Raw genomic sequence first — 22,063 nt, forward strand, 5'->3', positions numbered from 1 at the left:
CCCACCATGTCCACAGCACGCACCCGCCTCACCCTGGCGCTCGGCGCGACCGCGGTCGCGGCGCTCGCCCTCGCCGGCTGCGCCTCGAGCGACCCGCTCACAGGCGACGACGGATCGACCGACGAGCCCGGCGGTTCCTCGACGATCGTCGTCGGTTCGCAGGCGTACTACTCCAACGAGATCATCGCCGAGATCTACGCGCAGGCACTCGAGGGCGCCGGCTTCGAGGTCGAGCGCAGCTTCAACATCGGTCAGCGCGATGCCTACATGCCGGAGCTCGAGAGCGGGGCAGTCGACCTCTTCCCCGAGTACACCGGCAACCTGCTGCAGTTCTTCGACCCGGAGACGACCGCCACCACGTCCGATGACGTGTACGCCGCCCTGCAGGAGGCGCTGCCCGACGGGCTCACGGTGCTCGACCAGTCGCCCGCGACCGACCAGGACTCGTACAACGTCACCGCGGCCTTCGCCGAGGAGAACGACCTCGTGTCGATCGGAGACCTCGCCGGCATCGAGGGTCTTGTGCTCGGCGGCGCCCCCGAGCTCGAGGAGCGCCCATACGGTCCCTCCGGGCTCGAGTCGGTCTACGGCGTGACGGTCGGCTTCGAGGCCACCGCCGACACGACCGTCGACGAACTCGTCGCCGGCAACATCCAGGTGGCGAACGTGTACAGCGCCGACCCACTCATCAAGACGAAGGACCTCGTCACGCTCGAAGACCCCGAGGGACTCTTCCTCGCGTCGAACGTGGTCCCCGTGGTGAGCGAGGACGTCGCCGACGAGATCGCCGACGTCATCAACGCGGTCAGTGCCGCCCTCACCCCGGAGGGTCTGGTCGCGCTCAACGTGCAGTCCACGGTCGACCAGATGTCGGCCGAAGACATCGCGACCGCGTGGCTCGCCGAGAACGGTCTCGACTGATCTGATCCACCCGAAGGGCCGGACGGTTTCGCCGTCCGGCCCTTCGGCGTCTGTGCGACCTCAGCCCAGCTCCTCGAGCCAGGCGAGTGCGAGCTCGTGCGAGCGCAGCCCGTAGTCGAGGGTGGCCCGCTGGTAGCGGAAGGCGTCGGCATACGCCGACGGCACGGGGGTCGCATCGAGTCCGCGTGCGACGTCACGCAGCCCGGCCAGCGCGGCGGCCACGCTCTGCTGCAGCACCTCGAGCGCCTCATCGCGGTCGGCGCCGGCGGGAAGCAGACCGAGCAGGAACACCTTCGCGAGCATCGCCGTCTCGGCGTTCGCCCCGCCGATCGGCTCGTGCATCCAGGTGCGCCACGCCACGACGCCGGCGGGCGTGAGGGCATGCACCTTCCGGCCCCGCGCGGAGTCCGCGGCATCCGTCACCGTCACCAGATCCTGGGCGGCGAGCTGCCGCAGCGCGCGCTGGATGCTTCCGAAGCTCGCGCTGTAGAACAGCGACGGCCCCGCCAGGAACTGCTTGTGCACGTCGTAGAGCGACATCGGCGCGAGCATGAGCAGGCCCAGGATCATGAACTGCATCTGTACCTCCGCGGCGATCTCTGCCAATGTTTCCCTTAGATATATCTCAGGGGAATAAGGATCATGGCTCGACACACCGACATCGCCGCCGATCTGACGAAGGTCACCGACCGGTTCGCGCGCAGGCGCGCATCCCTTCCCGACCCTCAGGTGCTCGTGCGGGCGCCGGGCCTGGAGTTCGCCGCGGGCGACCGCGATCGCCGCTTCCATGCGGCGAGTGTGGGCAAGATGATGACCGCCACGCTCGCGCTGCAGCTCGCCGAGACCGGCGCCCTCGACCTCGACGTGCCGATCACCGCGCTTCTCCCGGCGGGCGAGACCGACCGGCTGTTCGCTCGAGAGGGGCGGGATGCCGCGGCATCCGTCACCCCGCACCACCTCCTCACGCACACCAGCGGCGTCGCCGACTACTTCGACGGACCCAACGACACCGGCGAGTCGTTCACGAGCCGTGTCACGCGGCGTCGTGACGAGCTCTACACGGCCGGGCGCCTCCTCGCGTTCTCACGCGAGCACCAGCGACCGGTCGGCGCACCCGGCGAGCGCTTCTCGTACTCCGACACCGGGTACGTGCTGCTCGCACGCGTGATCGAGGAGGCCGGCGGAGCGCCGCTGGGCACCCAGCTGCACGATCGAATCCTGGGCCCCGCGGGGATGGATGCCTCGTGCCTGCTGTTCCACACGATGCCCGGTGGCACGGCATCCGTCGATCCCGACCCCGGCGCCGCCCTCGGCATCGCTCCGATCCTCGTGGACGGCGTCGACCTCAGTCGCGCGCGCAGCCTGAGCTGCGACTGGGGCGGGGGCGGAGTCGTCTCCACGGTCGACGACCTCCACCGGTTCGCCGCGGCGTGGCACGGCGGAGCCCTCCTCGGTGACGCGTCGCGGGAGCGGATGACGCGGATCGAGCATCGGTTCCGCCCCGGCATCCACTACGGCGCCGGCCTCATGGAGCTGCGGTATGCCGGGTTCTTCCCGCTCCTGTTCGGGCTGCCCCGCACGATCGGCCACCTCGGCGTGACCGGCGTGCACCTGTTCTCCGACCCCGCCCGCGACATCACGATCGTGCTGAACCTGCATTCGACCGCGGAGATGACGGACAGCTTCCAGCTCCACATCCGGCTGCTGCAGAAGGTGCTGGGCTCGATGCGCTGAGCGGTGGGTCCGTCACTCGAGCTCGTGCAGCGCTGAGGTCAGTTCTCCGCCGGCATCGCCCGTGTTGACGGTTCCCTTCGGCTCGAAGAGCAGCGCGTGCACCTCATCCACGGCCTTCGGGCAATGCTCGACGCCGCGCGGGACGACGAAGACGTCGTTCGGCCCGAGCACGACGTCGCGATCGCGCAGCTGAATGGTGAGCTCGCCCTCGATGACGAGGAAGAGCTCATCGGTGTCGGGGTGGGTGTGCCAGACGAACTCCCCCTGGATCTTGACCACCTTCACGTCGTAGTCGTTGACGCTCACGAGCCGGTGGGGCTGCCAGGGACCCGGCACGCGGGCGAGTGCGGCCGAGATGTTCCGGATGTCGTCGCTCATGCGCTTCACGCTAGCCACGGAGTGCGACGACGTCACCCCGTCGCTCGGGAGCGCCGCACTCGGCGGCATGCGCCTCCCGAAGGGAGCGGACACCGCGGCGGCGGCTCAGGGCGACGGCGGCTCAGCGCGGCGATGACTTCGCGACGCGCGCCCGAGACACCAGGCGCGCGATCACCCGCCACCCCACGAGGAACAGCAGAAGCGTGATCGCGGCCACGATGACGAAGGCGACGGCGATGCCCTGACCGGATGCCGCGCGCAGCAGCATGCCGCCCGCGACGGTGATCGCCCAGATGCCGAGCCCCGTCCGCGCGGGGGCCGTCGGCGCATTCCATCCCTGAGTGATGAGCCACCCGGCGACGAGGCCGGCCAGGAACGGCCACGCCGTGATCCAGAGGCCGGCGAGCGCGTCCTCGCCGTGGCTCGCTCGGCCGATCGCGGCGAACACGACGACGAGCACGACGTCGAGCGCGAAGGCGCCGGCGACGGCGCGCGACGACACCGGCGAAGCCGAGGAGGGCCCGCTCATGACGCGGCACCGACGAGACGCGGCTCGAGCGACGGCGTGAGAGCCTCGCGCTCGTCGAACACGAAGCACTCCCCCGTCCAGTGCGCACCGCCGACCTGCTCGAAGTAGCCGAGGATGCCGCCGTCGAGCTGGAGCGCGTCGACCCCGCTCTCGCGCAGGTGGATCGCGGCCTTCTCGCACCGGATGCCGCCCGTGCAGAAGCTCACGACGGTCTTGCCGACGAGATCGTCGCGGTGATCGGCGGCTGCGCCGGGGAACTGCGTGAACCGCTCGATCCGCCAGTCGATCGCCCCGGCGAATGTGCCGTAGTCGACCTCGAATGCGTTGCGGGTGTCGAGGAGCACGACCTCGCGACCGGAGTCGTCGTGGCCCTGGTCGAGCCACCGCCGCAGGGTCGCCGGGGCGACGGCGGGCGCGCGGCCCGACTCGGGACGGATGGTCGGGTGGTCCATGCGGATGATCTCGCGCTTGAGCCTCACGAGCATCCTGCCGAACGGCTGCTCGTCCGACCAGCTCTCCTTCGTGGTGAGGGCGGCGAAGCGGGGGTCGAGCCGGAGGTCGGCGACGAAGCCGCGCACGGAGCCGGGCGCGCCGGCGAGGAAGACGTTGATGCCCTCTTCGGCGAGGAGGATCGTGCCCTTGAGCCCGGCAGCGACGGCACGCGCGCGCAGCAGCGGGCGCAGTGTCTCGCGGTCGTCGATCCGCGTGAACAGATACGCCGAGATGTTCAGGACGGATGCCACGGCATCAAGCCTACGTTCCGGCGCCTGTGGTCCACCTCCGCGCCCGCCGCAGGCGGCGCCCGAGGGTAGACTCGCCCCGCCGCGGTCGCGGCTCTCCCTCCGCCGGATCCTCCCGGCCGACGCGCGCAACGGCGAGCGCCCGCCCCCAGCATCGGAGCGCACCCATGGCATCGCCCGTCCCTCCCCCTCCCGTCGACGCGCCGTCGCGCTACCGCATCGAGCCGACGGTCGTACAGGCGCTGCGGAGTCCGCGACTGCTCACCCGCGAGGTGCTCGCCGGGCTCGTCGTGGCGATCGCGCTCATCCCCGAGGCGATCGCGTTCTCGGTGGTCGCCGGAGTCGACCCGCGCGTCGGACTCTTCTCCTCGTTCGTGCTCGCGGTCGTCATCGCCTTCACAGGCGGCCGACCCGCGATGATCACAGCCGCCGCGGGTGCCGTCGCCCTCGTGATCGCCCCCGTCGCGCGCGAGTACGGCATGGACTACTTCATCGCGACGGTGGTGCTGGCGGGCGTCATCCAGATCGTGCTCGCGGTGCTCGGCGTCGCCAAGCTCATGCGGTTCATCCCGCGAAGCGTCATGGTCGGGTTCGTGAACGCGCTTGCGATTCTCATCTTCGTCTCACAGCTGCCACAGCTCATCGACGTGCCGTGGGCGGTCTACGTGCTCGTCGTCGCCGGACTCGGCATCCTGTATCTGTGGCCGCGGATCACCCGAGCGGTCCCCGCTCCGCTCGTCGCGGTCGTGCTCCTCACTGCCGTCGTCGCCGTGTTCGGCATCGCCGTGCCCGACGTCGGCGACCAGGGCGAGCTGCCCCGGAGCCTGCCGGAGCTGCTGATCCCGAACGTCCCGCTCACATGGGAGACGCTGCAGATCATCGCGCCCTACGCCTTCGCGGTGGCCCTCGTCGGCCTGCTCGAGTCGCTCATGACTGCCAAGCTCGTCGACGACATCACCGACACGCATTCCCGCAAGACGCGCGAGGCGTGGGGGCTCGGGGTCGCGAACCTGGCCTCGGCCTTCTTCGGCGGGACGGGGGGCTGCGCGATGATCGGCCAGACGATGATCGGCGTGAAGGCGTCCGGCGCTCGCACGCGCATCTCGACGTTCATGGCGGGCGTGTTCGTGCTGGTGCTGGTCGTGGTGCTCGGCGACGTCGTCGCGATCATCCCGATGGCGGCGCTGGTCGCCGTGATGATCGTCGTCTCGGTCTCGACGTTCGACTGGCACAGCATCCGGCCGTCGACCCTGAAGCGGATGCCTCTCAGCGAGACCGCCGTCATGCTCGTCACCGTCGGGCTCACCGTCTGGACGCATAACCTCGCGATCGGGGTGATCGCCGGCGTTTTGTCGGCGATGGTGCTCTTCGCCCGCCGGGTCGCCCACTTCACGACGGTCACCCGCACCGTCGACGGCGACGTGGCGCGGTACCGCGTCGACGGCGAGCTGTTCTTCGCATCGAGCAACGACCTCACGACGCAGTTCGAGTACGCGGCCGACCCTGCGAGGGTCGTGATCGACATGTCGCGATCGCACGTGTGGGATGCCTCGACCGTCGCCGCCCTCGACGCCATCGTCACGAAGTACGGGCAACGCGGGACCGCCGTCGAGCTCGAAGGGATGAACGCGGCGACAACCGCGTTCCACGGGCGACTGAGCGGCGAGCTGTCGGGCGGGGACTGAACCGCCCCGCACGTTTCGCATATGCCGGCGATACAGCCCGCGATCTAGGCTGTCGGCATGCGCGTGCTGATCGTCGAGGACGAGCTGTACCTCGCCGAGGCCATCCGCGACGGACTCCGGCTCGAGGCGATCGCCGCCGACCTCGCAGGCGACGGCGACACGGCGCTCGAGCAGCTCGCGGTGAACCAGTACGACGTGGTCGTCCTCGATCGCGACATCCCCGGCCCGAACGGCGACGAGATCGCGCGGCACGTCGCCGCCACGCCTGCCGGGCCGCGCATCCTCATGCTGACGGCCGCCGACCGCCTCGACGACAAGGAGACCGGGTTCGAGAGCGGCGCGGACGACTATCTCACCAAGCCCTTCGCCCTGCGCGAGCTCGTGCTGCGGCTGCGCGCCCTCGGCCGCCGACCCGCGGCCGGCGCTCCCCCGGTCATCGAGTTCGGCGGGCTGCGGCTCGATCCGTTCCGCCGAGAGGTGTACCGCGACGGGCGGTACGTCGCCCTCACCCGCAAGCAGTTCGCCGTGCTCGAGGTCCTCCTGTCGGCACGAGGCGGCGTCGTCAGCGCCGAGGACCTGCTCGAGCGGGCGTGGGACGAGAACGCCGACCCGTTCACCAACGCCGTCCGCATCACCATCTCGACCCTGCGCAAGCGCCTCGGCGAGCCCTGGGTGATCGAGACGGTCGCGGGCGTCGGCTACCGCGTGAGCGAGGCAGCGGATGCCGCCGGCTGAGGCATCCGGAGCCCCCGCCGACCGCCCGCGCGGGCTGTCTGTGCGGATCAAGCTCGCGCTGAGCTACGCAGGATTCCTCGTCATCGCCGGCATCGCCCTGTTCGCGGTCGGCTTCCTGCTGCTCCGCTTCGTGCCCGAAGGCAACGTCTACGTCGTCGGCGGCGGCTGGGCGCCGAATCGCACGAACCTCGTCGAGGTGTTCGTCAAGTACGCCTGGTGGGCACTGGCACTCCTGGTCGTGATCGGGCTCCTGGGCGGATGGCTCCTCGCCGGGCAGATGCTGCGGCCGCTGGACCGCATCACCGATGCCGCGCGCCGCGCGCGCGACGGGTCGCTCGACCATCGCATCGCCCTGCCCGGACCCGGTGACGAGCTCACCGACCTGGCCGACGCCTTCGACGCGATGCTCGGACGCGTCCAGCACACGCTCGACGAGGAGCGCCGCTTCGCCGCCAACGCCTCGCACGAGCTGCGGACCCCGCACGCGATCATCCGGACCATGGTCGAGGTCGCCGAGGCGGATCCCGACGGCCGCGACGTCGACGAGCTGCTCCGGCGCGTGGGCGCGACGAACGACCGCGCGATCGCGATCACCGAAGCGCTCCTCGCCCTCGCCCGTGCCGGGCGGGGCGGCACGTGGGACCGCGAGCCCGTCGACCTCGCGACGATCGGGGCCGAGGCCATCGACGACGAGCGGGCGGATGCCGAGGCCCGCGGCATCCGGATCGATTCCGCGCTCGGCCCGGCGCCCGCGCTCGGCAATCGCACGCTCCTCGGCCGGCTCGCCGCGAACCTGGTGCACAACGCCGTCGTGCACAACGTCCAGGGCGGGTGGATCTCGGTCACCACAGCGCCGGGAGCCGGCGGTTCGGCCGTGCTGACGGTCGCGAACACCGGCGCCCTCATCGACCCCCGCGTGGCGACGACGCTCCTGGAGCCGTTCGTGAGGGGTGCGGGCCGCGCCCGCAGTGCGAGCGGCGAGGACGGCTCGGGCCTCGGCCTGGCGATCGTGGAATCGATCGCGCGCGCCCACGGAGGGGCGGTCGAGGTGGCGGCGCGGCCGGAGGGCGGGCTCGGCGTGCGGGTGACGCTCCCCGGGTCACCGCCCGGCCGCTGACCGAGCGGCGCGAGTCGACGCACGGCGGATGGCCTCGACGGCGCTGACGGTCAACCGGCAGATCGTGACGGCGACGACGCCGATCACGGCGCCTGCGGTGTTCCAGAACACGTCCTCGGGGTCCGGGACACGACCGGGGATCGATGCCTGCGCGTACTCGACGGCGGCGGACAGGGCGAGTCCGGCGAGCACGGCCAGCACCCAGTACCGCTTGCGCAGCAGCAGCGCGATCGTCGCACCGAGCGGGACGAACAGCAGGGTGTTGAGGATCCGCTCGGCGTCGCCGTACGGGATCCACACCAGCAGGGGCGCGGTCACGACATCCATCAGCCGCATGAACTCGCCGCGCGCCGGCGCCACCAGGGCGCGCGGCCCGAGGGTGAGGACCGCCACTGCGACGATCGCGGCGACGGCGGCGACCGCCCGAGTGGTCCGGCTCCGTGCTGCGCGTGCGCTGTCCGACATGGCTCCCGCCTCCCGCCGGCTGACGGACCGGCAGGTCCAGTCCAGCGGGAGCGATGTTGCGGGAGCGTATGCGGAAGCCGCGCTCAGCGCAGGAACGCCGCCGGGTCGAACTCGTCGATCGGGATGACGCGCACGCGCGGCAGCGGTGCGTCGAAGACCTGGGCGTCGTACTCGAGGTCGAAGCGCTCGAGCCCGGGGATCGACGAGAAGCCGGCGTTGCGGAACTCGGTGAACGCGAGAACGCCGACGCGGCGCTCGCCGTCGATCAGCGCGGCGACGTCGTCGAGGAAGTCACCGTCGTGGCTGACGAGCATGACGTCGTCGGCGCGGTCGGCGAGGGCGCCGAGAGTGCGCTGGATGGCGATGTCGACGACTTTCTCGTCCGGCCCGCCGGAGAGCGGGACGACCTGGTAGTCCATGGCCTTCAGCGCCTGGACGAAGGCCATCGGGATGCCGGTCGTCGCGTTGAGGAAGAACAGGCCGCGCGCGGACTGCTTCCACTTGCGCGACGCGAACGACATCAGCCGGTCCCAGCGCGGACGCTCATCCGGCTGCGGGCGGCGTCCGAGGATCGACCCGCCGAGCGTCGCGTCGATGTTCTCGCCGTCCACCAGCACCCACGTCGTGCGGCCGTCGTTGTCGCTCACTCGGGTCTCCTCGCCGGGCTCGCCGTTGCGCGTCCCCTCGTCGATCCTAGGCGGCCTCCGGCGCGAGCACCTCGGGACCGGCGAGGCGAGGAGACCACGCGGTAGCACTCGACCGCGCGCAGGGCAATCCCCGTACGCGAGAGGGGGCTCGGTGCGTACGGTCGAAGTGTTCCGACGACAGGAGAACCCCTTGGCCACGACCACTGCGAAGAAGACGAGCACGACGAAGTCCGCCTCCACCGCCTCGACGGCGCGCAACAAGCGTCGCAGCGCCCGCGGCGGTGTCGGCGCCGAGCTGACCAGCGAGCAGAACGCTGAGCAGGGGTTCACGGCATCGGAGTCCCTCAGCGAGAACCTCCAGAAGGTGCTGGTCGACCTCATCGAGCTGTCGCTGCAGGGCAAGCAGGCCCACTGGAACGTCGTGGGCCGCAACTTCCGCGACACCCATCTGCAGCTCGACGAGATCATCGAGGCGGCCCGCGACTTCGGCGACACCGTCGCCGAGCGCATGCGCTCGCTCCACGCGCTGCCGGACGGGCGCAGCGACCTGGTCGCCCAGACCACGACGCTGCCGGAGTTCCCCCAGGGCGAGATCGCCACGAGCGAGGTCGTCGACCTGATGACGGAGCGACTGGATGCCGTGGCCACGACGTGCCGCGACGTGCACGACGACGTCGACGACGAAGACCCCACGAGCGCCGACATCCTCCACGCGATCCTCGAACGCGTGGAGCAGCTCTCGTGGATGGTGAGCGCGGAGAACCGCACCCCCAAGCGGTGACCCCCTAGGCGCTCGACGCTGCCCGCCTCCCCCCGGACGGCGGGCAGTGCCATCCCCGGACCACTTCACCGGGTCGCTACCCTGATCCGATGGATGTGCACGGAGGCCGCAGCCGTCTCGCGTGGTCGGATCTGCCCTCTGCGGTCCGCTCCCGCATCGAGGAGCTCGCCGGCGCGCGGATCGTCGAGGCGACCACGGCGCTCGGCGGCTTCTCCCCCGGCCTCGCCTCGACCCTGACGCTCGCCGACGGGCGCACGGTGTTCGCGAAGGCTGTGGCCACCGACACCGGACCGGGCAGCTCCGAGCTGCTCCGTCGCGAGCGGTCGAATCTGGAGCGCCTCGGCGAGCGTCCCTTCGCGTCCCGCATGCTCGCCGCCCACGACGACGGCGATTGGGTGGTGGTGCTGTTCGACCATGTTCCGGGACACGCGCCACGGCCGTCCGACCGGGCCGAGCGGGCGCGGATGATCCGGGCGTACGAGGAGGTCGCGGCATCCTTCACCCCCTCGCCGATCGCCGCGGCGACGTTCGCGGAGGCGAGCGACCGCAGCCTCGATCGGTGGAACGAAGCCGCTCCCGGCGACCCGGGCGTCGAGCTCGACCCGTGGATCTCCGCGAACTTCGACCTCGTGCGGACAATCGCGTCGCGGTGGCGGGATGCCTCGGCCGGCGACGCGCTCGTGCACGGCGACCTCCGCGCCGACAACATGCTTCTCGACGGCGACACGGTGACCATCGTCGACTGGACCGAGGTCTGCATCGGCGCACCGTGGGTGGACTGGACGCTCGCGGTGCCGAGCGTGTGCCTCTTCCCGGGAACCCCGGCACCGGAGGACGCCTTCCGCGAGTCGTCGCTCGCCGCGATCGCCCCGCCGGCAGACGTCACCTCGCTCGTGGCCGCGGCGGCCGGCTACTTCCTGTGCTCGTCGGCGCTCCCGGTGATCCCGGCCCTGCCGACGCTGCGCGACTTCCAGCGCGAGCAGGGGCTCGTCGCCGCGCTCTGGCTGCAGTCGCGGGTCGAAGCAGGTCTGGCCTGACGGATGCGCTCCGCCGTCCGATGCGTCAATCGGTGCGGGCGGTGCGCAGCGGCGACAGCAGGGCGACCAGGAACGCGACAGTGAAGACGGCTGCCGCTCCGAAGAGCACGGCGTTCACCCCGACGAATGTCGCCGCCACACCTCCTGCCAGCGCGCCCGCAGCCGCCATCGTGCGATTGGCCGACCGCCGCGTGCCGTTCACCCTGCCGAGGAGCGCGTCCGGCGTGACGGTCTGCCAGATGCTCATCTCATTGGCGTTCTCGACACCCGCCGCCAACCCCTGCACCGCGAACGCGGCGAACAGCACGACGAGCGCGGCCGCATCCGCCTCGCCGGACGGCAGCGACGCGATCAGCACCCACGCGATCGGATAGAACCCGCGTGCCACGATGATGGCCCGCCCCGACCCGATGCGCGCCCCGACGACCGTGGCGAGAGTCGCTCCCAGGAGCGTCGCCGCGCCCCCGGCCGCGAACAGCAGGCCGAACACGAAGGCGCCGAGTTCAAGGCTGCGCAGCGCGAACACCGCGAGGACCGTGAGCGCGGCGGCGTTCGCGAAGAACCAGACGTGTGTCGACCAGGCGAGCGGCGCGAGCGTCGCGTGCCGATACATCCACCGCAGACCCTCGGACACCTCCCGCCGCAGCGAGCGTCTCACCCCGGCCCGCTCGACCGTCTCGCGGATGCGGGCGCCGGCGATGAGCAGGGCATCGGCGACGTAGGTCACGGCGTCCACCGCGAGGGCGAGCGGAGCACCGAGGAGGCCCACGAGTGCGCCGCCCAGCGCCGGCCCCGCCGTCTGCGCCGCGGCCTCCGCCTGATCGAGCCGCGCATTGGCGGCGAGGAGAGCCCGGCGATCGACGATCTGCGGAAGGAGGGACTGCGTGGCGGCGAAGCCGAACACGGCGAACGAGCCGAACAGCAGCAGGAGGGCGATGAGCACCCAGAGCTGCAGCGCCCCCAGCGCCCACAGCACCGGGACGAGCCCGAGCGACACCGCCCGGCCGATGCTCGCCCAGACGAGCACCCGCTGGCGCCTCCAGCGGTCGACGTAGGCGCCGGCGACGAGCCCGAGAACCGCATACGGGACGAATTGCGCGGCCGACACGAGACCCACCTCGAAGGGACTCGCCTCCAGCACGTCGACCACCAGCACCGGCAGCGCGACGGCCGTCAGTGCGGTTCCGAAGGCGCCGACGGCGACCGCCGAGAAGTACCGCACGAACGCCGGACGCCGGAACAGCCCGTCGCCGCGCTCGCCCATGGGTCTCCGTCCACCGCTCTTGCATCCACCTTCTCAGACGAGCCGTCTCATCCTCTTCGGATGACGCGGGCACCACCCTGCGGGCCGATAAAGTCATGCCCATGGCATCAGGACACCAGCAGGAACCGCACGGCGGAGTTCTCAGCGGCAACGGCAGCCCGGGGCTCTGGGGGGCGCTCATCGGACTCATCATCTTCGCGTTCGTCGCGGTTCCGATCTCGGCGGCGATCAAGTATGCGACCCACCCGAACTCGCAGCAGCTGTTCGGCGGCCGTCTCTCCGAGGCCACGACCGCGGGCTACGTCGCCTTCTGGTGGATCGTCGCGATCCTGCTCTTCGCACTCCCGTTCCTCGTCGGCTGGGCGGTCGCGAAGCTGTCGGGCAAGACGCTGGGGATCATCACGGCGATCCTCGCCCTCTTCTTCATCGCGATCATCGTCATGGGGCAGCTCTTCGTCTTCTGATCCGGCGGCGAGGCGTCGCCCGTCACCACCCTCGGCATAATGGGGGTATGGCGGCCGGCTACAGCGCGATCTCGAGCTATTCGCGCGTCGAGATCATGCACCTCGTGCAGCAGCGTCCGCGGCGGCCGATCGCGGAGCTCGTCGACGCCACGGGGCTCCACCCCAACACCGTTCGCGAGCACCTGCAGCGCCTGATCGACGCCGGCTACGTCATCGCCGAGACCGAGCGCCGCATCACCCGGGGCCGGCCGCGGGTGCTCTACACGGCTGCGACCGGCGAGCCCGCGGCATCCAGCCCCGTCGCCGTTCGCAAGGCGAGGGATGCCGCGCGCCGCGGCGACCTGCTGCGCACGGTGTATCCGACCGACGCGGGCGAGACACTGTCCGCCGATGCCCTGCACCAGCTCGACGCGCTCGTCGAGGATCTGGGCACGGCGGGATTCGACCCGCTCGTCGACGAGGGCGCCCTCACCGTCGATCTCACGCCGTGCCCGCACGGCGCCGCAGCCGAGCATCGGGGCACGCTGTGCGGCGTGCATGTCGGGCTCATGGACGGAGTGCTCGCCCAGGCCGGCGGACCGCTCAGGGTCGACGGCATCGCGCCGTCGTGCGACCCGTCGCACTGCGTCGTGCACCTCGCGGTCCAGGACTGACGAACGCGACCCTGATCAGCTGCCCGTCAGCACCCGATCGGCTCGCGCGTACAGGTTCATCGAGGCCCCGCGCACGAACCCCGCGAGCGTGAGTCCGGAGGCCTCGGCCAGCTCGACCGCCAGCGACGAAGGCGCCGAAACGGCCGACAGGATCGGGATGCCCGCCATCACCGCCTTCTGGACGAGCTCGAAGCTCGCTCGACCCGACACCTGCAGCACCGTGCCGGTCAGCGGCAGCCGGTCATCGAGCAGCGCCCAGCCGACGACCTTGTCGACGGCGTTGTGGCGTCCGACATCCTCCCGCACGACGAGGAGCTCGCCGGTCGCGGCGTCGAACAGGGCGGCCGCATGCAGCCCGCCCGTCTTGCCGAACCCCGCCTGCTCCGCCAGGAGTCGATCCGGCAGCGAAAGCAGGTCGGCCGCGGCGATGGTCGCGGCATCCGTCGCCACGTCGTACGACGACACGGTCTCGACCGCGTCGATCGACGCCTTGCCGCAGAGCCCGCACGAGCTCGTCGTGTAGAAGCTGCGTGCGAGGTCGGGGGCGGGAAGCGCGACGCCCGGCGCGAGCGCCACGTCGAGCACGTTGTAGGTGTTCTCGGCCGAGGTCGGGGCACCGAGGAGGCTGGTCGCCCCGGCTGGGATCGGTGCGGTGCCGGGGCCGCCGCAGTGGATCGCCGCACGGAACTGATCGCCGCGGGCGATGACGCCTTCCGACACGAGGAACCCCGCAGCGAGCTCGACGTCGTGCCCGGGCGTGCGCATGGTGATCGCCAACGGCGCGCCCGCGATCCGGATCTCGAGGGGCTCCTCGACGGCGAGGGTGTCGCTGCGCCGGCGCTGCGTCGTGCCGTCGGCACCGAGGACCACCTTCACGACGGGGCGATGGACGGTGAGCCTGCCCACGGCCTCAGCCGCCGATCGCGTTCATGCCGCGCACGGGCTGGAGGAAGCTCGGGTCGTTGATCGCGTGACCGGGGAGCTTTCCGCGGACGCAGGAGCGCAGCATCCGGTCGATGTCGACGTCGAGCCCGGCAGCCGGGTCGGCGCGGAGGACCGGGAGCAGGTCGTACTCGGTCGTCGAGAAGAGGCAGTTGCGCAGCTGTCCGTCGGCGGTGAGTCGCAGCCGGTCGCAGTCGCCGCAGAACGGGGCGGTGACCGACGCGATGACGCCCACGGTGTGCGGGCCGCCGTCGAGGAGCCACCGGGCCGCCGGCGCGCCGCCGCGCCCGGGAACGGGCTCGAGCGACCACCGCGACGAGAGCGTGGCCAGAATCTCGTCCTGCGTGACCATGCGCGAGCGGTCCCACGTGTGCCCGGCGTCGAGCGGCATCTGCTCGATGAACCGCATCTGGGCGTCGTGGGCCGTGGCGAACTCGACCAGGTCGACGAGCTCGTCGTCGTTGACGTCGCGCATGGCGACGGCATTCAGCTTGAGAGGGCGGAGACCGGATGCCGCGGCCGCCGCGATCCCGTCGAGCACGTCGTCGAGCCGGTCGCGGCGGGTCAGCTCGTGGAATCGATCGCGCCGGAGAGTGTCGATCGAGATGTTGAGGCGGCGGAGCCCGGCGTCGACGAGCGCGGGCAGCACGTCGGGGAGCCGGATGCCGTTCGTGGTCATCGCGATGTCGACCGGACGCCCGTCGGGCCCGGAGATCGCCGCGAGGCGTCGCACGACCTCGACGATGTCGGCGCGCAGCAGCGGCTCGCCGCCGGTGAGTCGGAAGGTCGTGATGCCGTCGGATGCGGCGACGCGGGCGATCGCGACGATCTCGTCGAGGGTCAGGATGCTCGACTTGGCGAGCCACTCGTTGCCCTGCTCGGGCATGCAGTAGGTGCAGCGCAGGGAGCAGCGGTCGGTGAGCGAGATCCGCAGGTCGCGGTGCACGCGGCCGTGGGTGTCGACGAGCGGGTCACCCGGGGCCGCGGCGGCGTCGGAGGCATGAGCTGCGGGCCGCGGCATCCGCGGTGCGATCGTGACCGGGATGGCGGTCACGCGACCGTCCCCTGCCGCTCGCACTCTGTCGCCATGGTTCGAGGGTAGTCGCGGCGCGAGGCGGCGGGCCGCGTGCACGCTCATTATTCACGGCGGGAAGGGGTGCGGTCAGTGCGGAATCCTGGGACGCTGAGTCGCAGGGCGGTCATCATCCCGGCCGCCGCGACCTGTGGTCAGACCACATGCTAATGTGGTCAGACCACACGATCAGCTCGGCGATCGGAGAACGCATCGTGGATCTGCTGGACCCTCTGCTCCTGGCCCGTTGGCAGTTCGGCCTCACGACGCTGTACCACTTCCTGTTCGTGCCGCTCACCCTCGGCATGGCCCTCACCGTCGCGATCTTCCAGAGCGCCTGGTATCGCACGGGCAAGGTGAAGTGGCTCCACCTCACGCGGTTCTTCGGCAAGATCTTCCTCATCAACTTCGCGATGGGCGTCGTCACCGGCATCGTCCAGGAGTTCCAGTTCGGCATGAACTGGTCGTCCTACTCGCGGTTCGTCGGCGACGTGTTCGGCGCACCGCTCGCCTTCGAAGGCCTGATGGCCTTCTTCTTCGAGGCGACCTTCATCGGCCTGTGGATCTTCGGATGGGACCGACTGCCCAAGGCGCTGCACCTCGCGAGCATCTGGATCGCGACCATCGGCGCCTGGTTCTCGGCGTACTTCATCCTCGCGGCCAACGCCTTCATGCAGAATCCGGTCGGCTTCACGATGGCCGAAGACGGCTCGCGCGCGGAGATGACCGACTTCCTCGCGGTGCTCACCAACCCCGTCGCCCTCGCGGCGCTCCCCCACACGCTGTTCGCGGCTTTCATGATGACCGCCGGCGTGATCATCTCGATCTCGGCCTGGCAGCTCATGCGCGGGCAGAACGTCGAGATGATGCGGTCCTCACTGCGCTACGGCCTGTGGGGCATGGTCATCGCCTTCGGCGGCGTCGCGCTCTCCGGCGATCAGCTCAGCCTCGTCATGGTGCAGACGCAGCCGATGAAGATGGCCGCCGCCGAGGCGACGTTCGACACGGTCTGCGGAGCGGATGCCTCGTTCTCGATCTTCACCCTCGGCACTCCGGACGGCTCGAGCGAGCTGTTCTCGATACGGGTGCCGTACCTGCTGGCGCTCCTCTCGACGCACTCGCTCGACGGCTGCGTAGAGGGCATCAACGACCTGAACGCCCTTTACACGAACGAGCTGTTCCCGCAGTTCGCCGACCAGGTCGACGGCAACTTCGCCCCGATCCTGTGGGTCACGTACTGGTCGTTCCGCTGGATGATCGGCCTCGGCGGGATCGCGGCGCTCACCGCGGTGGTCGGCCTCTGGCTCACCCGCAAGAAGGCCAAGCGCGCCGTCCCGCAGTGGGCGTGGAGGCTCGCTGTCTGGGCCTGGCCGGCGTCGCTGTTCGCGATCCTCGTCGGCTGGATCTTCACCGAGATGGGGCGCCAGCCCTGGATCGTGTTCAGCCTCATGCTCACCGAGGACGGCGTCTCGCCCAGCGTGCCGGGGTGGACGGTGCTCATCTCGCTCGTCAGCTTCACGCTCATCTACGCGGCGCTCGCCGTCGTCGAGATCGGGCTGATCATCAAGACCTCCAAGAAGGGACCCGATCCCCTCCCCGGTCCCGACGACCCGGATCCGCGCGAGCGGGCGGTCGAAGACACCCCCACGACGGTCTACTAGGAGCATCGACATGGACCTCGCATACCTCTGGTTCTGGATCGTCGGCTTCCTGTTCGTCGGCTACTTCGTGCTCGACGGCTTCGACTTCGGCGTCGGGATGTCGCTCCCCTTCCTCGGCAAGGACGACATCGGCCGCCGGCAGATCATCAACACCATCGGTCCGGTCTGGGACCTCAACGAGACGTGGGTCATCGTCGCCGGCGCCTGCCTCTTCGCGGCCTTCCCGGAGTGGTACGCCACGCTGTTCAGCGGCTTCTACCTCGCTCTGCTGCTGATCCTGCTGGCACTGATCCTCCGTGGCGTCTCGTTCGAGTACCGCCATCAGCGCGACAGCCTGCGCTGGAAGCGCGGGTTCGACACGATGATCGTCATCGGATCCGCCGTGCCCGCACTCCTCTGGGGCGTCGCGGTGGCGAACATCGTGCAGGGCGTGCCACTCGACGCCGACCACGAGTTCACCGGCTCGCTCCTGACGCTGCTGAACCCGTACGGCCTGCTCGGCGGCCTCACGACGCTCCTGCTGTTCTTCACGCACGGCGTGTACTTCGTCGCGCTCAAGACCGACGGCCAGGTGCACGAAGACGCCCGGCGTCTCGCGCGCCGCTCGGGTCTGCTGACGGTCGTCGTCGCCGCCGCGTTCCTGGTGTGGACGATCTTCATCGCCGCGGGTCACGGGGCTCCGCTCATGGCCGGAGTGATCGCGTGCGCGGCGATCGCCGCCATCACCCTGGTGATGTCGCTCGTCTTCAATCTGCGCGATCGCGAGGGCTGGGCGTTCGGGTTCGGGGCCGCCACGATCGTGGCCGCGGTGCTCACACTGTGGTTCGCGCTGTACCCCTACGTCATGCCCGCGTCGAACGACCTCGCGAACAGCCTCACGATCGAGAACGCGTCGAGCACGGACTACACGCTCACGATCATGACGTGGGCGGCCGCGATCTTCCTGCCTCTCGTGCTGCTGTACCAGGGCTGGACGTACTGGATCTTCCGCAAGCGGGTCTCGCGCACCCGGATCGAGAAGGCGGCCGCGGCGGTCCACTGACCCATGCCGCGCGCCGCGCGGGAAAGCGGACGGGTGCGGATGGGTAGGGTCGAAGGGCGATGAGCGAACCGGAGAGCACAGGGCCGCCCCGCGCGGCGGGGAAGCCCGTCGATCCACGACTCCTGCGGTATGCGAGCGCCTCGCGCGGCTTCTTCGTCGCGATCGGCGCGATCGCCGTGGCCCAGACCGCGGCCGTCGTCGCGTTCGCCTGGCTGCTCACGCGCGCCATCACCGGCGCGATCGACGGGATGCCGCTCCCCGACCTCGCCACGACGCTCGGCGCCCTCGCGGCTGTCGTCGCGGCCCGCGCGGTGCTCCTCTGGACCCGTGAGGCCGTCGCCGCCCGTGCGGCCTCGCGCGTGCAGACGCAGCTGCGCACCGCGCTGATCGGCGCGGTCGGCGAACTCGGCCCGGACTGGCTCGACCGCCGCAACTCGGCGCAGCTGGCCGTGACGGCCGGCCGCGGGCTCGATGCGCTCGAGGCCTACTTCGGACGCTACCTCCCGCAGCTCGTTCAGACCGTCGTGGCGACGCCCGTCATCGTCGCGGTGATGTGGTGGCAGGACTGGATCTCGGGCCTGACCGTGCTCCTCACCCTCCCGCTGATCCCCGTGTTCATGGTCTTGATCGGGCTCGCGACCCGGTCGGTGCAGCAGCGCCAGTGGCAGACGCTCCAGCGCCTGGCCGCGCGCTTCGCCGATACGGTCCAGGGTCTCTCGACGCTCAAGGTCTTCGGTCGACAGCAGCGGGCCGCGGCATCCATCGAGCAGGTCACCGGCGAGTACCGCCGCGAGACGATGCGGGTGCTTCGGGTCTCGTTCCTCTCGGGGTTCGCGCTCGAGTTCCTCGCCAGCATCTCGGTCGCCATCATCGCCGTGTCGATCGGCTTCCGGCTCATCGACGGCTCTCTCGCACTCGGCGTCGGCCTGTTCGTGCTGCTGCTCGCGCCCGAGGCGTACCTCCCGCTGCGGCAGGTCGGCGTGCAGTTCCATGCCGCGTCCGAAGGCGTGGCGGCGACGGACGAAGTCTTCGCCGTGCTCGACGCCGCGCGCGCCGCACCGCCCCGCTCCTCCGACGCCGAGCCCGCACCCGGGGGCAGTGTCCTGCGCCTCGATGCCGTCCGCGTGCAGCGAGGCGAACGGATGCTGCCACCGGTGTCGCTCGAGGCGGCACCCGGCACCGTGACCCTGGTGGAAGGACCCAGCGGGGCGGGCAAGTCGAGCCTGCTCGCGGCGCTGCGCGGCGCGGCGCGGTTCGAGGGTGACGCCGCCTACGGAGATGCCGATGTGCGCTCGCTGGCACCGGCGGCGTGGCTGGCGTGGGCTGGGCAGCGGCCGGGGCTGATCGCCGGCCCGATCGCGGTCAACGTCGCGCTCGGCGACACCGAGCCCGACCCCGCTCTGGTGCGTCGTGCACTCGATCTCGCGTGCGCCGACGATCTCGATCCCGCTCGCGAACTCGGCGTGCAGGGCGCCGGGCTGTCGGGCGGTCAGGCGCAGCGCGTGGCGGTCGCCCGTGCGTTCTACCGACGCCTGCGCGGGCGCGCCGGGGTGGTCGCCCTCGACGAGCCCAGCGCCGCACTCGACCCCGACACCGAGGACCGTCTCTGGCAGGGCGTCCGCGCCCTCGCCGACGCCGGTGCGGCCGTGCTGCTCGTGTCGCATCGCACGAGCGCCCGCGCGATCGCAGACGACGTCGTGCGTCTCGAGCGGAGCGAGGTGAGCGCGTGACCGCCGTGAGCTCGGGCGGCGTGCTGCGCGGCGCGCTCCCCCCGGCGCGCCGCTTCTGGCCGGCCCTCGCGGCGGGCTTCGCGTCCGAGGCATCCGCCGTCGCCCTGCTCGCGGTGAGCGCGTGGCTCATCGTCCGCGCGAGCGAGCAGCCCCCGGTGCTGTACCTCTCGGCCGCCGTCGTCGGCGTGCGGTTCTTCGCGCTGGCACGGGCGAGCTTCCGCTACCTCGAGCGCCTCGCCGGACACGACGCCGCTCTGCGCCAGCTCGCGACGACCCGTGCCTCGCTCGTGAGACGGCTCGTGCCGCTCGCCCCCGACGGGCTGTCTCGCACCCGGCGCGGCTCGGTGCTCGGAGCCCTGGTCGACGACGTCGACGACCTGCAGAACCTCCCGCTCCGGGTGGTTCAGCCGCTCGTGTCGTCGGCGACGGTCGCACTGGGCGCGGTCGTCCTCGTGGCGGTCATCTGGTGGCCGGCGGCGGTCGCACTTCTCGGATGCCTCGTCGCGGCCGGGCTCGCCGCCACCCTGTGGGGATGGGCCGCCGGGGCACGCGCCGAGCGCGACATCGCTCCGCTGCGCGCCCGGCTGGCCGACGCGGTGCTCGACCACTTCGGCAGCCTCGAGGTTCTCGCCGCCTTCGGCGCCGAGAGCCGGAGCCGCGCGCGGATCGCCGACGCCGACGCCGCTCTCCGCCGGGCCGTCGTGCGCCGCGCCGGCGCCCAGGCGGGCACGGCCGCACTCGTCTCGCTCCTCGCCGGGGCGGCGTCGATCCTCGCGGTCGTCGCCGCGGCGCCCGGGGCCGCCTCCGGCGCGCTCGACGGCCCCTCGCTCGCGGTGGTCGTCCTGGTGCCGATGGCGGTGTTCGAGGTGTTCGCCGCGGTGCCGCTCGCGGCCTCCGCGTGGCGCCAGGTGAAGGCTTCCGCCGACCGCATCGCCGGCGCCGTCCCCGCCGAGCCGCCCGCGCAGCTCGTCGACGAGACCGTTCCCCCCACGGGCGTCGCGCCCGCGCTCGGCGACGGCGTGCGCCTGCGGGGCGCGTCGGTGCGCTGGCCGGGCGATGCGGATGCCTCGCTCCATGACGTCGATCTCGACATCCGTCCCGGCGAGCGCCTGCTCGTGATCGGCTCGAGCGGTGCGGGGAAGACGACGCTCGCGCACGCTCTGGTGCGCTTCCTGGAGACCGACGGCGGATACGACGTGGGCGAGAGGTCGGTGCACGATGTCGCCGGGGACGACGTGCGGCTCACCGTCGGGCTGTGCGAGCAGCGACCGATGCTGTTCGACGAAGACATCCGCCAGAACCTGCTGTTCGCGCGCGACACGGCCAGCGACGCCGATCTCGAGGCCGTGCTCCGGCGTGTGGGGCTCGCGGACTGGCTCCGCGAGCGCGGCGGTCTGGATGCCCGGGTCGGCGAGCGAGGATCCCTCGTGTCGGGCGGGCAGGCGCAGCGCATCGCGCTCGCCCGCGCCCTGCTCCGCGACTTCCCGGTGCTGGTGCTCGACGAGCCGACGGCGGGCGTCGACCCCGAGGCATCCGATGCACTGCTCACCGATCTGCTGTGCGCGGTGGGAGACGACCAGGCGGTGGTGCTGATCTCCCACGTCGCGGTGCCCGAGGGGCTGGTCGACCGCGTGGTGCGCATCGAGCGGGGCCGCCTCGTCGCCTAGCCGGAGGCGTGCCGCCATGCCACGCTGGGGGGATGACAGGACCGACGACGCGCCTGCCGGATTCCAGCGCCTGATCGAACTCGGCGCGAGACCCGTGAAGGAGCCGAGCCCGTGGCTCGGGCGCCTTCTCATCGCGTGGGTCGAGGATCCGGACGGCCATCTCGTCCAGGTCGTGCAGGACGCCTGACCCCGCACCGGCACGACACCGAGCGGATGCCTCGGCTACCGTTTCACGCATGACCCTCACGGTCCGGACCGCCTCCCGCGACGATGCCGCGAGCATCACCCGCGTGCGCGTCGACACGTGGCGGGCCGCCTACGCCGGCTTGATGGCATCCGAGATCCTCGACGGCATGGACGCCGACCGCGAGGCGGAGCGCCGACGCGAGCGGTGGGACGAGATGCACGGCGACCCGCGCGGATGCGACCTCCTCGCCGAGGTCGACGGCGTCGTCGCCGGGTGGGCGGCCCTGGGAAGCTCGATCGACGACGACCGTCCTCGCGACGGGCAGATCTACGCGATCTACGCCCGTCCGGAGTTCTGGTCGCGCGGGGTGGGGCACGCCCTGCTGGTCACGGCGGAGCAGCGACTGCGCACCTCGGGCTTCCGCAAGGCCCACCTGTGGGTGCTCGACCGCAACGAGCGCGCGGCGTCCTTCTACGAGCGACACGGCTGGCGCGAGGACGGCGCCACGATGACCGACGAACGCCGGATCGACGGCACGGGGTTCACCCTCCTGGAGCGACGCCGGGTCCGCGACCTCAGGGAACGGCTCTCGCCGAGGTGACGAAGATGCCT

The 22,063-nt window shown here is 71.2% G+C and carries 24 protein-coding genes; 15 read left to right on the top strand and 9 right to left on the bottom strand.

Annotation, left to right across the window (positions count from 1 at the left end; genetic code table 11):
• Positions 1–6: 6 nt before the first annotated feature.
• Positions 7–921 (top strand): ABC transporter substrate-binding protein, encoded by a 915-nt coding sequence (locus tag EER34_RS16405; RefSeq protein WP_127476671.1) that lies wholly within the window; start codon positions 7–9, stop codon positions 919–921.
• 60 nt (positions 922–981) lie between these two features.
• Here the strand turns inward: EER34_RS16405 and EER34_RS16410 are convergent, their stop codons facing one another.
• The gene (locus EER34_RS16410) at positions 982–1,500 is read right to left on the bottom strand and encodes a PadR family transcriptional regulator (protein WP_164743596.1); all 519 of its coding nucleotides are present in this window, start codon (positions 1,498–1,500) and stop codon (positions 982–984) included.
• 63 nt (positions 1,501–1,563) lie between these two features.
• Between EER34_RS16410 and EER34_RS16415 the strand changes: the two genes are divergently transcribed.
• Positions 1,564–2,655: a serine hydrolase domain-containing protein gene (locus tag EER34_RS16415; protein WP_127476675.1), complete on the top strand. Its 1,092-nt coding sequence runs from the start codon at positions 1,564–1,566 to the stop codon at positions 2,653–2,655.
• 12 nt (positions 2,656–2,667) lie between these two features.
• Here EER34_RS16415 and EER34_RS16420 read toward each other — a convergent pair whose 3' ends face one another.
• From EER34_RS16420 to EER34_RS16430, 3 genes are all read right to left on the bottom strand, one after another.
• Complete coding sequence (locus EER34_RS16420) at positions 2,668–3,033, bottom strand: cupin domain-containing protein (RefSeq protein WP_127476677.1); 366 nt, start codon at positions 3,031–3,033, stop codon at positions 2,668–2,670.
• A gap of 121 nt (positions 3,034–3,154) precedes the next feature.
• On the bottom strand, positions 3,155–3,562 hold the full coding sequence (locus EER34_RS16425; RefSeq protein WP_127476678.1) for a DUF3054 domain-containing protein: 408 nt from the start codon (positions 3,560–3,562) through the stop codon (positions 3,155–3,157).
• A complete protein-coding gene (locus tag EER34_RS16430) occupies positions 3,559–4,305 on the bottom strand; it encodes a sulfurtransferase (protein WP_127476680.1) in 747 nt (248 codons plus the stop codon). The genes EER34_RS16425 and EER34_RS16430 overlap by 4 nt, the downstream gene beginning before the upstream one ends.
• Before the next feature lie 164 nt (positions 4,306–4,469).
• Here EER34_RS16430 and EER34_RS16435 point away from each other — a divergent pair, with 164 nt between their 5' ends.
• The 3 genes from EER34_RS16435 to EER34_RS16445 are packed head-to-tail and all read left to right on the top strand — an operon-like array spanning position 4,470 to position 7,839.
• The gene (locus EER34_RS16435) at positions 4,470–5,987 is read left to right on the top strand and encodes a SulP family inorganic anion transporter (RefSeq protein ID WP_127476681.1); all 1,518 of its coding nucleotides are present in this window, start codon (positions 4,470–4,472) and stop codon (positions 5,985–5,987) included.
• A 57-nt stretch (positions 5,988–6,044) separates the two neighbouring features.
• Complete coding sequence (locus EER34_RS16440; protein WP_127476683.1) at positions 6,045–6,722, top strand: response regulator transcription factor; 678 nt, start codon at positions 6,045–6,047, stop codon at positions 6,720–6,722.
• Positions 6,709–7,839 carry a sensor histidine kinase gene (locus tag EER34_RS16445; protein ID WP_127476684.1) on the top strand — a complete coding sequence of 377 codons (1,131 nt, stop codon included), beginning with the start codon at positions 6,709–6,711 and terminating at the stop codon, positions 7,837–7,839. Before EER34_RS16440 ends, EER34_RS16445 begins: the two co-directional genes overlap by 14 nt.
• Here EER34_RS16445 and EER34_RS16450 read toward each other — a convergent pair.
• Together EER34_RS16450 and EER34_RS16455 are read right to left on the bottom strand one after the other, a co-directional pair.
• A complete protein-coding gene (locus tag EER34_RS16450) occupies positions 7,822–8,304 on the bottom strand; it encodes a VanZ family protein (protein WP_127476686.1) in 483 nt (160 codons plus the stop codon). The two genes, EER34_RS16445 and EER34_RS16450, sit on opposite strands and share 18 nt — an antisense overlap.
• Before the next feature lie 83 nt (positions 8,305–8,387).
• Complete coding sequence (locus EER34_RS16455) at positions 8,388–8,951, bottom strand: NYN domain-containing protein (protein ID WP_127476688.1); 564 nt, start codon at positions 8,949–8,951, stop codon at positions 8,388–8,390.
• A 190-nt stretch (positions 8,952–9,141) separates the two neighbouring features.
• Between EER34_RS16455 and EER34_RS16460 the strand changes: the two genes are divergently transcribed.
• Both EER34_RS16460 and EER34_RS16465 read left to right on the top strand, forming a co-directional pair.
• Complete coding sequence (locus tag EER34_RS16460; RefSeq protein WP_127476689.1) at positions 9,142–9,732, top strand: Dps family protein; 591 nt, start codon at positions 9,142–9,144, stop codon at positions 9,730–9,732.
• An 89-nt stretch (positions 9,733–9,821) separates the two neighbouring features.
• Positions 9,822–10,769 (top strand): phosphotransferase family protein, encoded by a 948-nt coding sequence (locus EER34_RS16465; protein WP_127476691.1) that lies wholly within the window; start codon positions 9,822–9,824, stop codon positions 10,767–10,769.
• Positions 10,770–10,794: 25 nt separating this feature from the next.
• On the opposite strand, the gene EER34_RS16470 is transcribed toward EER34_RS16465, so the two are convergent.
• Positions 10,795–12,033: an MFS transporter gene (locus EER34_RS16470; RefSeq protein ID WP_127476692.1), complete on the bottom strand. Its 1,239-nt coding sequence runs from the start codon at positions 12,031–12,033 to the stop codon at positions 10,795–10,797.
• A 101-nt stretch (positions 12,034–12,134) separates the two neighbouring features.
• Here EER34_RS16470 and EER34_RS16475 point away from each other — a divergent pair, with 101 nt between their 5' ends.
• Together EER34_RS16475 and EER34_RS16480 are read left to right on the top strand one after the other, a co-directional pair.
• Complete coding sequence (locus tag EER34_RS16475; RefSeq protein ID WP_240642460.1) at positions 12,135–12,497, top strand: hypothetical protein; 363 nt, start codon at positions 12,135–12,137, stop codon at positions 12,495–12,497.
• 47 nt (positions 12,498–12,544) lie between these two features.
• Positions 12,545–13,150 (top strand): helix-turn-helix transcriptional regulator, encoded by a 606-nt coding sequence (locus EER34_RS16480; RefSeq protein WP_127476696.1) that lies wholly within the window; start codon positions 12,545–12,547, stop codon positions 13,148–13,150.
• A gap of 15 nt (positions 13,151–13,165) precedes the next feature.
• Here EER34_RS16480 and fdhD read toward each other — a convergent pair whose 3' ends face one another.
• Positions 13,166–14,056, bottom strand: a complete 891-nt coding sequence (gene fdhD, locus EER34_RS16485; RefSeq protein ID WP_127476697.1) for a formate dehydrogenase accessory sulfurtransferase FdhD — start codon at positions 14,054–14,056, stop codon at positions 13,166–13,168.
• A gap of 4 nt (positions 14,057–14,060) precedes the next feature.
• A complete protein-coding gene (gene moaA / locus EER34_RS16490) occupies positions 14,061–15,113 on the bottom strand; it encodes a GTP 3',8-cyclase MoaA (protein WP_127476989.1) in 1,053 nt (350 codons plus the stop codon).
• A 266-nt stretch (positions 15,114–15,379) separates the two neighbouring features.
• Between moaA and EER34_RS16495 the strand changes: the two genes are divergently transcribed.
• The 6 genes from EER34_RS16495 to EER34_RS16515 are packed head-to-tail and all read left to right on the top strand — an operon-like array spanning position 15,380 to position 22,052.
• Positions 15,380–16,825 carry a cytochrome ubiquinol oxidase subunit I gene (locus EER34_RS16495; RefSeq protein WP_127476699.1) on the top strand — a complete coding sequence of 482 codons (1,446 nt, stop codon included), beginning with the start codon at positions 15,380–15,382 and terminating at the stop codon, positions 16,823–16,825.
• Positions 16,826–16,835: 10 nt separating this feature from the next.
• The gene (gene cydB, locus EER34_RS16500) at positions 16,836–17,867 is read left to right on the top strand and encodes a cytochrome d ubiquinol oxidase subunit II (protein WP_127476700.1); all 1,032 of its coding nucleotides are present in this window, start codon (positions 16,836–16,838) and stop codon (positions 17,865–17,867) included.
• A gap of 59 nt (positions 17,868–17,926) precedes the next feature.
• Positions 17,927–19,597, top strand: coding sequence for a thiol reductant ABC exporter subunit CydD (gene cydD / locus EER34_RS16505; RefSeq protein WP_127476702.1), 1,671 nt, complete (start codon positions 17,927–17,929; stop codon positions 19,595–19,597).
• Positions 19,594–21,264 carry a thiol reductant ABC exporter subunit CydC gene (gene cydC, locus EER34_RS16510; protein ID WP_476738922.1) on the top strand — a complete coding sequence of 557 codons (1,671 nt, stop codon included), beginning with the start codon at positions 19,594–19,596 and terminating at the stop codon, positions 21,262–21,264. Before cydD ends, cydC begins: the two co-directional genes overlap by 4 nt.
• Positions 21,265–21,280: 16 nt before the next feature.
• Positions 21,281–21,451, top strand: a complete 171-nt coding sequence (locus EER34_RS17585) for a VOC family protein (RefSeq protein WP_164743597.1) — start codon at positions 21,281–21,283, stop codon at positions 21,449–21,451.
• 49 nt (positions 21,452–21,500) lie between these two features.
• The gene (locus tag EER34_RS16515) at positions 21,501–22,052 is read left to right on the top strand and encodes a GNAT family N-acetyltransferase (RefSeq protein WP_127476703.1); all 552 of its coding nucleotides are present in this window, start codon (positions 21,501–21,503) and stop codon (positions 22,050–22,052) included.
• The last annotated feature ends 11 nt before the right edge of the window (positions 22,053–22,063 follow it).

It is taken from the genome of Microbacterium sulfonylureivorans (assembly GCF_003999995.1).
Lineage (GTDB): Bacteria > Actinomycetota > Actinomycetes > Actinomycetales > Microbacteriaceae > Microbacterium > Microbacterium sulfonylureivorans.

Coding starts and splice junctions, on each gene's coding strand:
- EER34_RS16405 (WP_127476671.1), top strand. CDS start 7: ATGTCCACAGCACGCACCCGCCTCACCCTGGCGCTCGGCGCGACCGCG.
- EER34_RS16410 (WP_164743596.1), bottom strand. CDS start 1,500: ATGCAGTTCATGATCCTGGGCCTGCTCATGCTCGCGCCGATGTCGCTC.
- EER34_RS16415 (WP_127476675.1), top strand. CDS start 1,564: ATGGCTCGACACACCGACATCGCCGCCGATCTGACGAAGGTCACCGAC.
- EER34_RS16420 (WP_127476677.1), bottom strand. CDS start 3,033: ATGAGCGACGACATCCGGAACATCTCGGCCGCACTCGCCCGCGTGCCG.
- EER34_RS16425 (WP_127476678.1), bottom strand. CDS start 3,562: ATGAGCGGGCCCTCCTCGGCTTCGCCGGTGTCGTCGCGCGCCGTCGCC.
- EER34_RS16435 (WP_127476681.1), top strand. CDS start 4,470: ATGGCATCGCCCGTCCCTCCCCCTCCCGTCGACGCGCCGTCGCGCTAC.
- EER34_RS16440 (WP_127476683.1), top strand. CDS start 6,045: ATGCGCGTGCTGATCGTCGAGGACGAGCTGTACCTCGCCGAGGCCATC.
- EER34_RS16445 (WP_127476684.1), top strand. CDS start 6,709: ATGCCGCCGGCTGAGGCATCCGGAGCCCCCGCCGACCGCCCGCGCGGG.
- EER34_RS16450 (WP_127476686.1), bottom strand. CDS start 8,304: ATGTCGGACAGCGCACGCGCAGCACGGAGCCGGACCACTCGGGCGGTC.
- EER34_RS16465 (WP_127476691.1), top strand. CDS start 9,822: ATGGATGTGCACGGAGGCCGCAGCCGTCTCGCGTGGTCGGATCTGCCC.
- EER34_RS16470 (WP_127476692.1), bottom strand. CDS start 12,033: ATGGGCGAGCGCGGCGACGGGCTGTTCCGGCGTCCGGCGTTCGTGCGG.
- EER34_RS16475 (WP_240642460.1), top strand. CDS start 12,135: ATGGCATCAGGACACCAGCAGGAACCGCACGGCGGAGTTCTCAGCGGC.
- EER34_RS16480 (WP_127476696.1), top strand. CDS start 12,545: ATGGCGGCCGGCTACAGCGCGATCTCGAGCTATTCGCGCGTCGAGATC.
- moaA (WP_127476989.1), bottom strand. CDS start 15,113: ATGCCGCGGCCCGCAGCTCATGCCTCCGACGCCGCCGCGGCCCCGGGT.
- cydB (WP_127476700.1), top strand. CDS start 16,836: ATGGACCTCGCATACCTCTGGTTCTGGATCGTCGGCTTCCTGTTCGTC.
- cydD (WP_127476702.1), top strand. CDS start 17,927: ATGAGCGAACCGGAGAGCACAGGGCCGCCCCGCGCGGCGGGGAAGCCC.
- EER34_RS17585 (WP_164743597.1), top strand. CDS start 21,281: ATGCCACGCTGGGGGGATGACAGGACCGACGACGCGCCTGCCGGATTC.
- EER34_RS16515 (WP_127476703.1), top strand. CDS start 21,501: ATGACCCTCACGGTCCGGACCGCCTCCCGCGACGATGCCGCGAGCATC.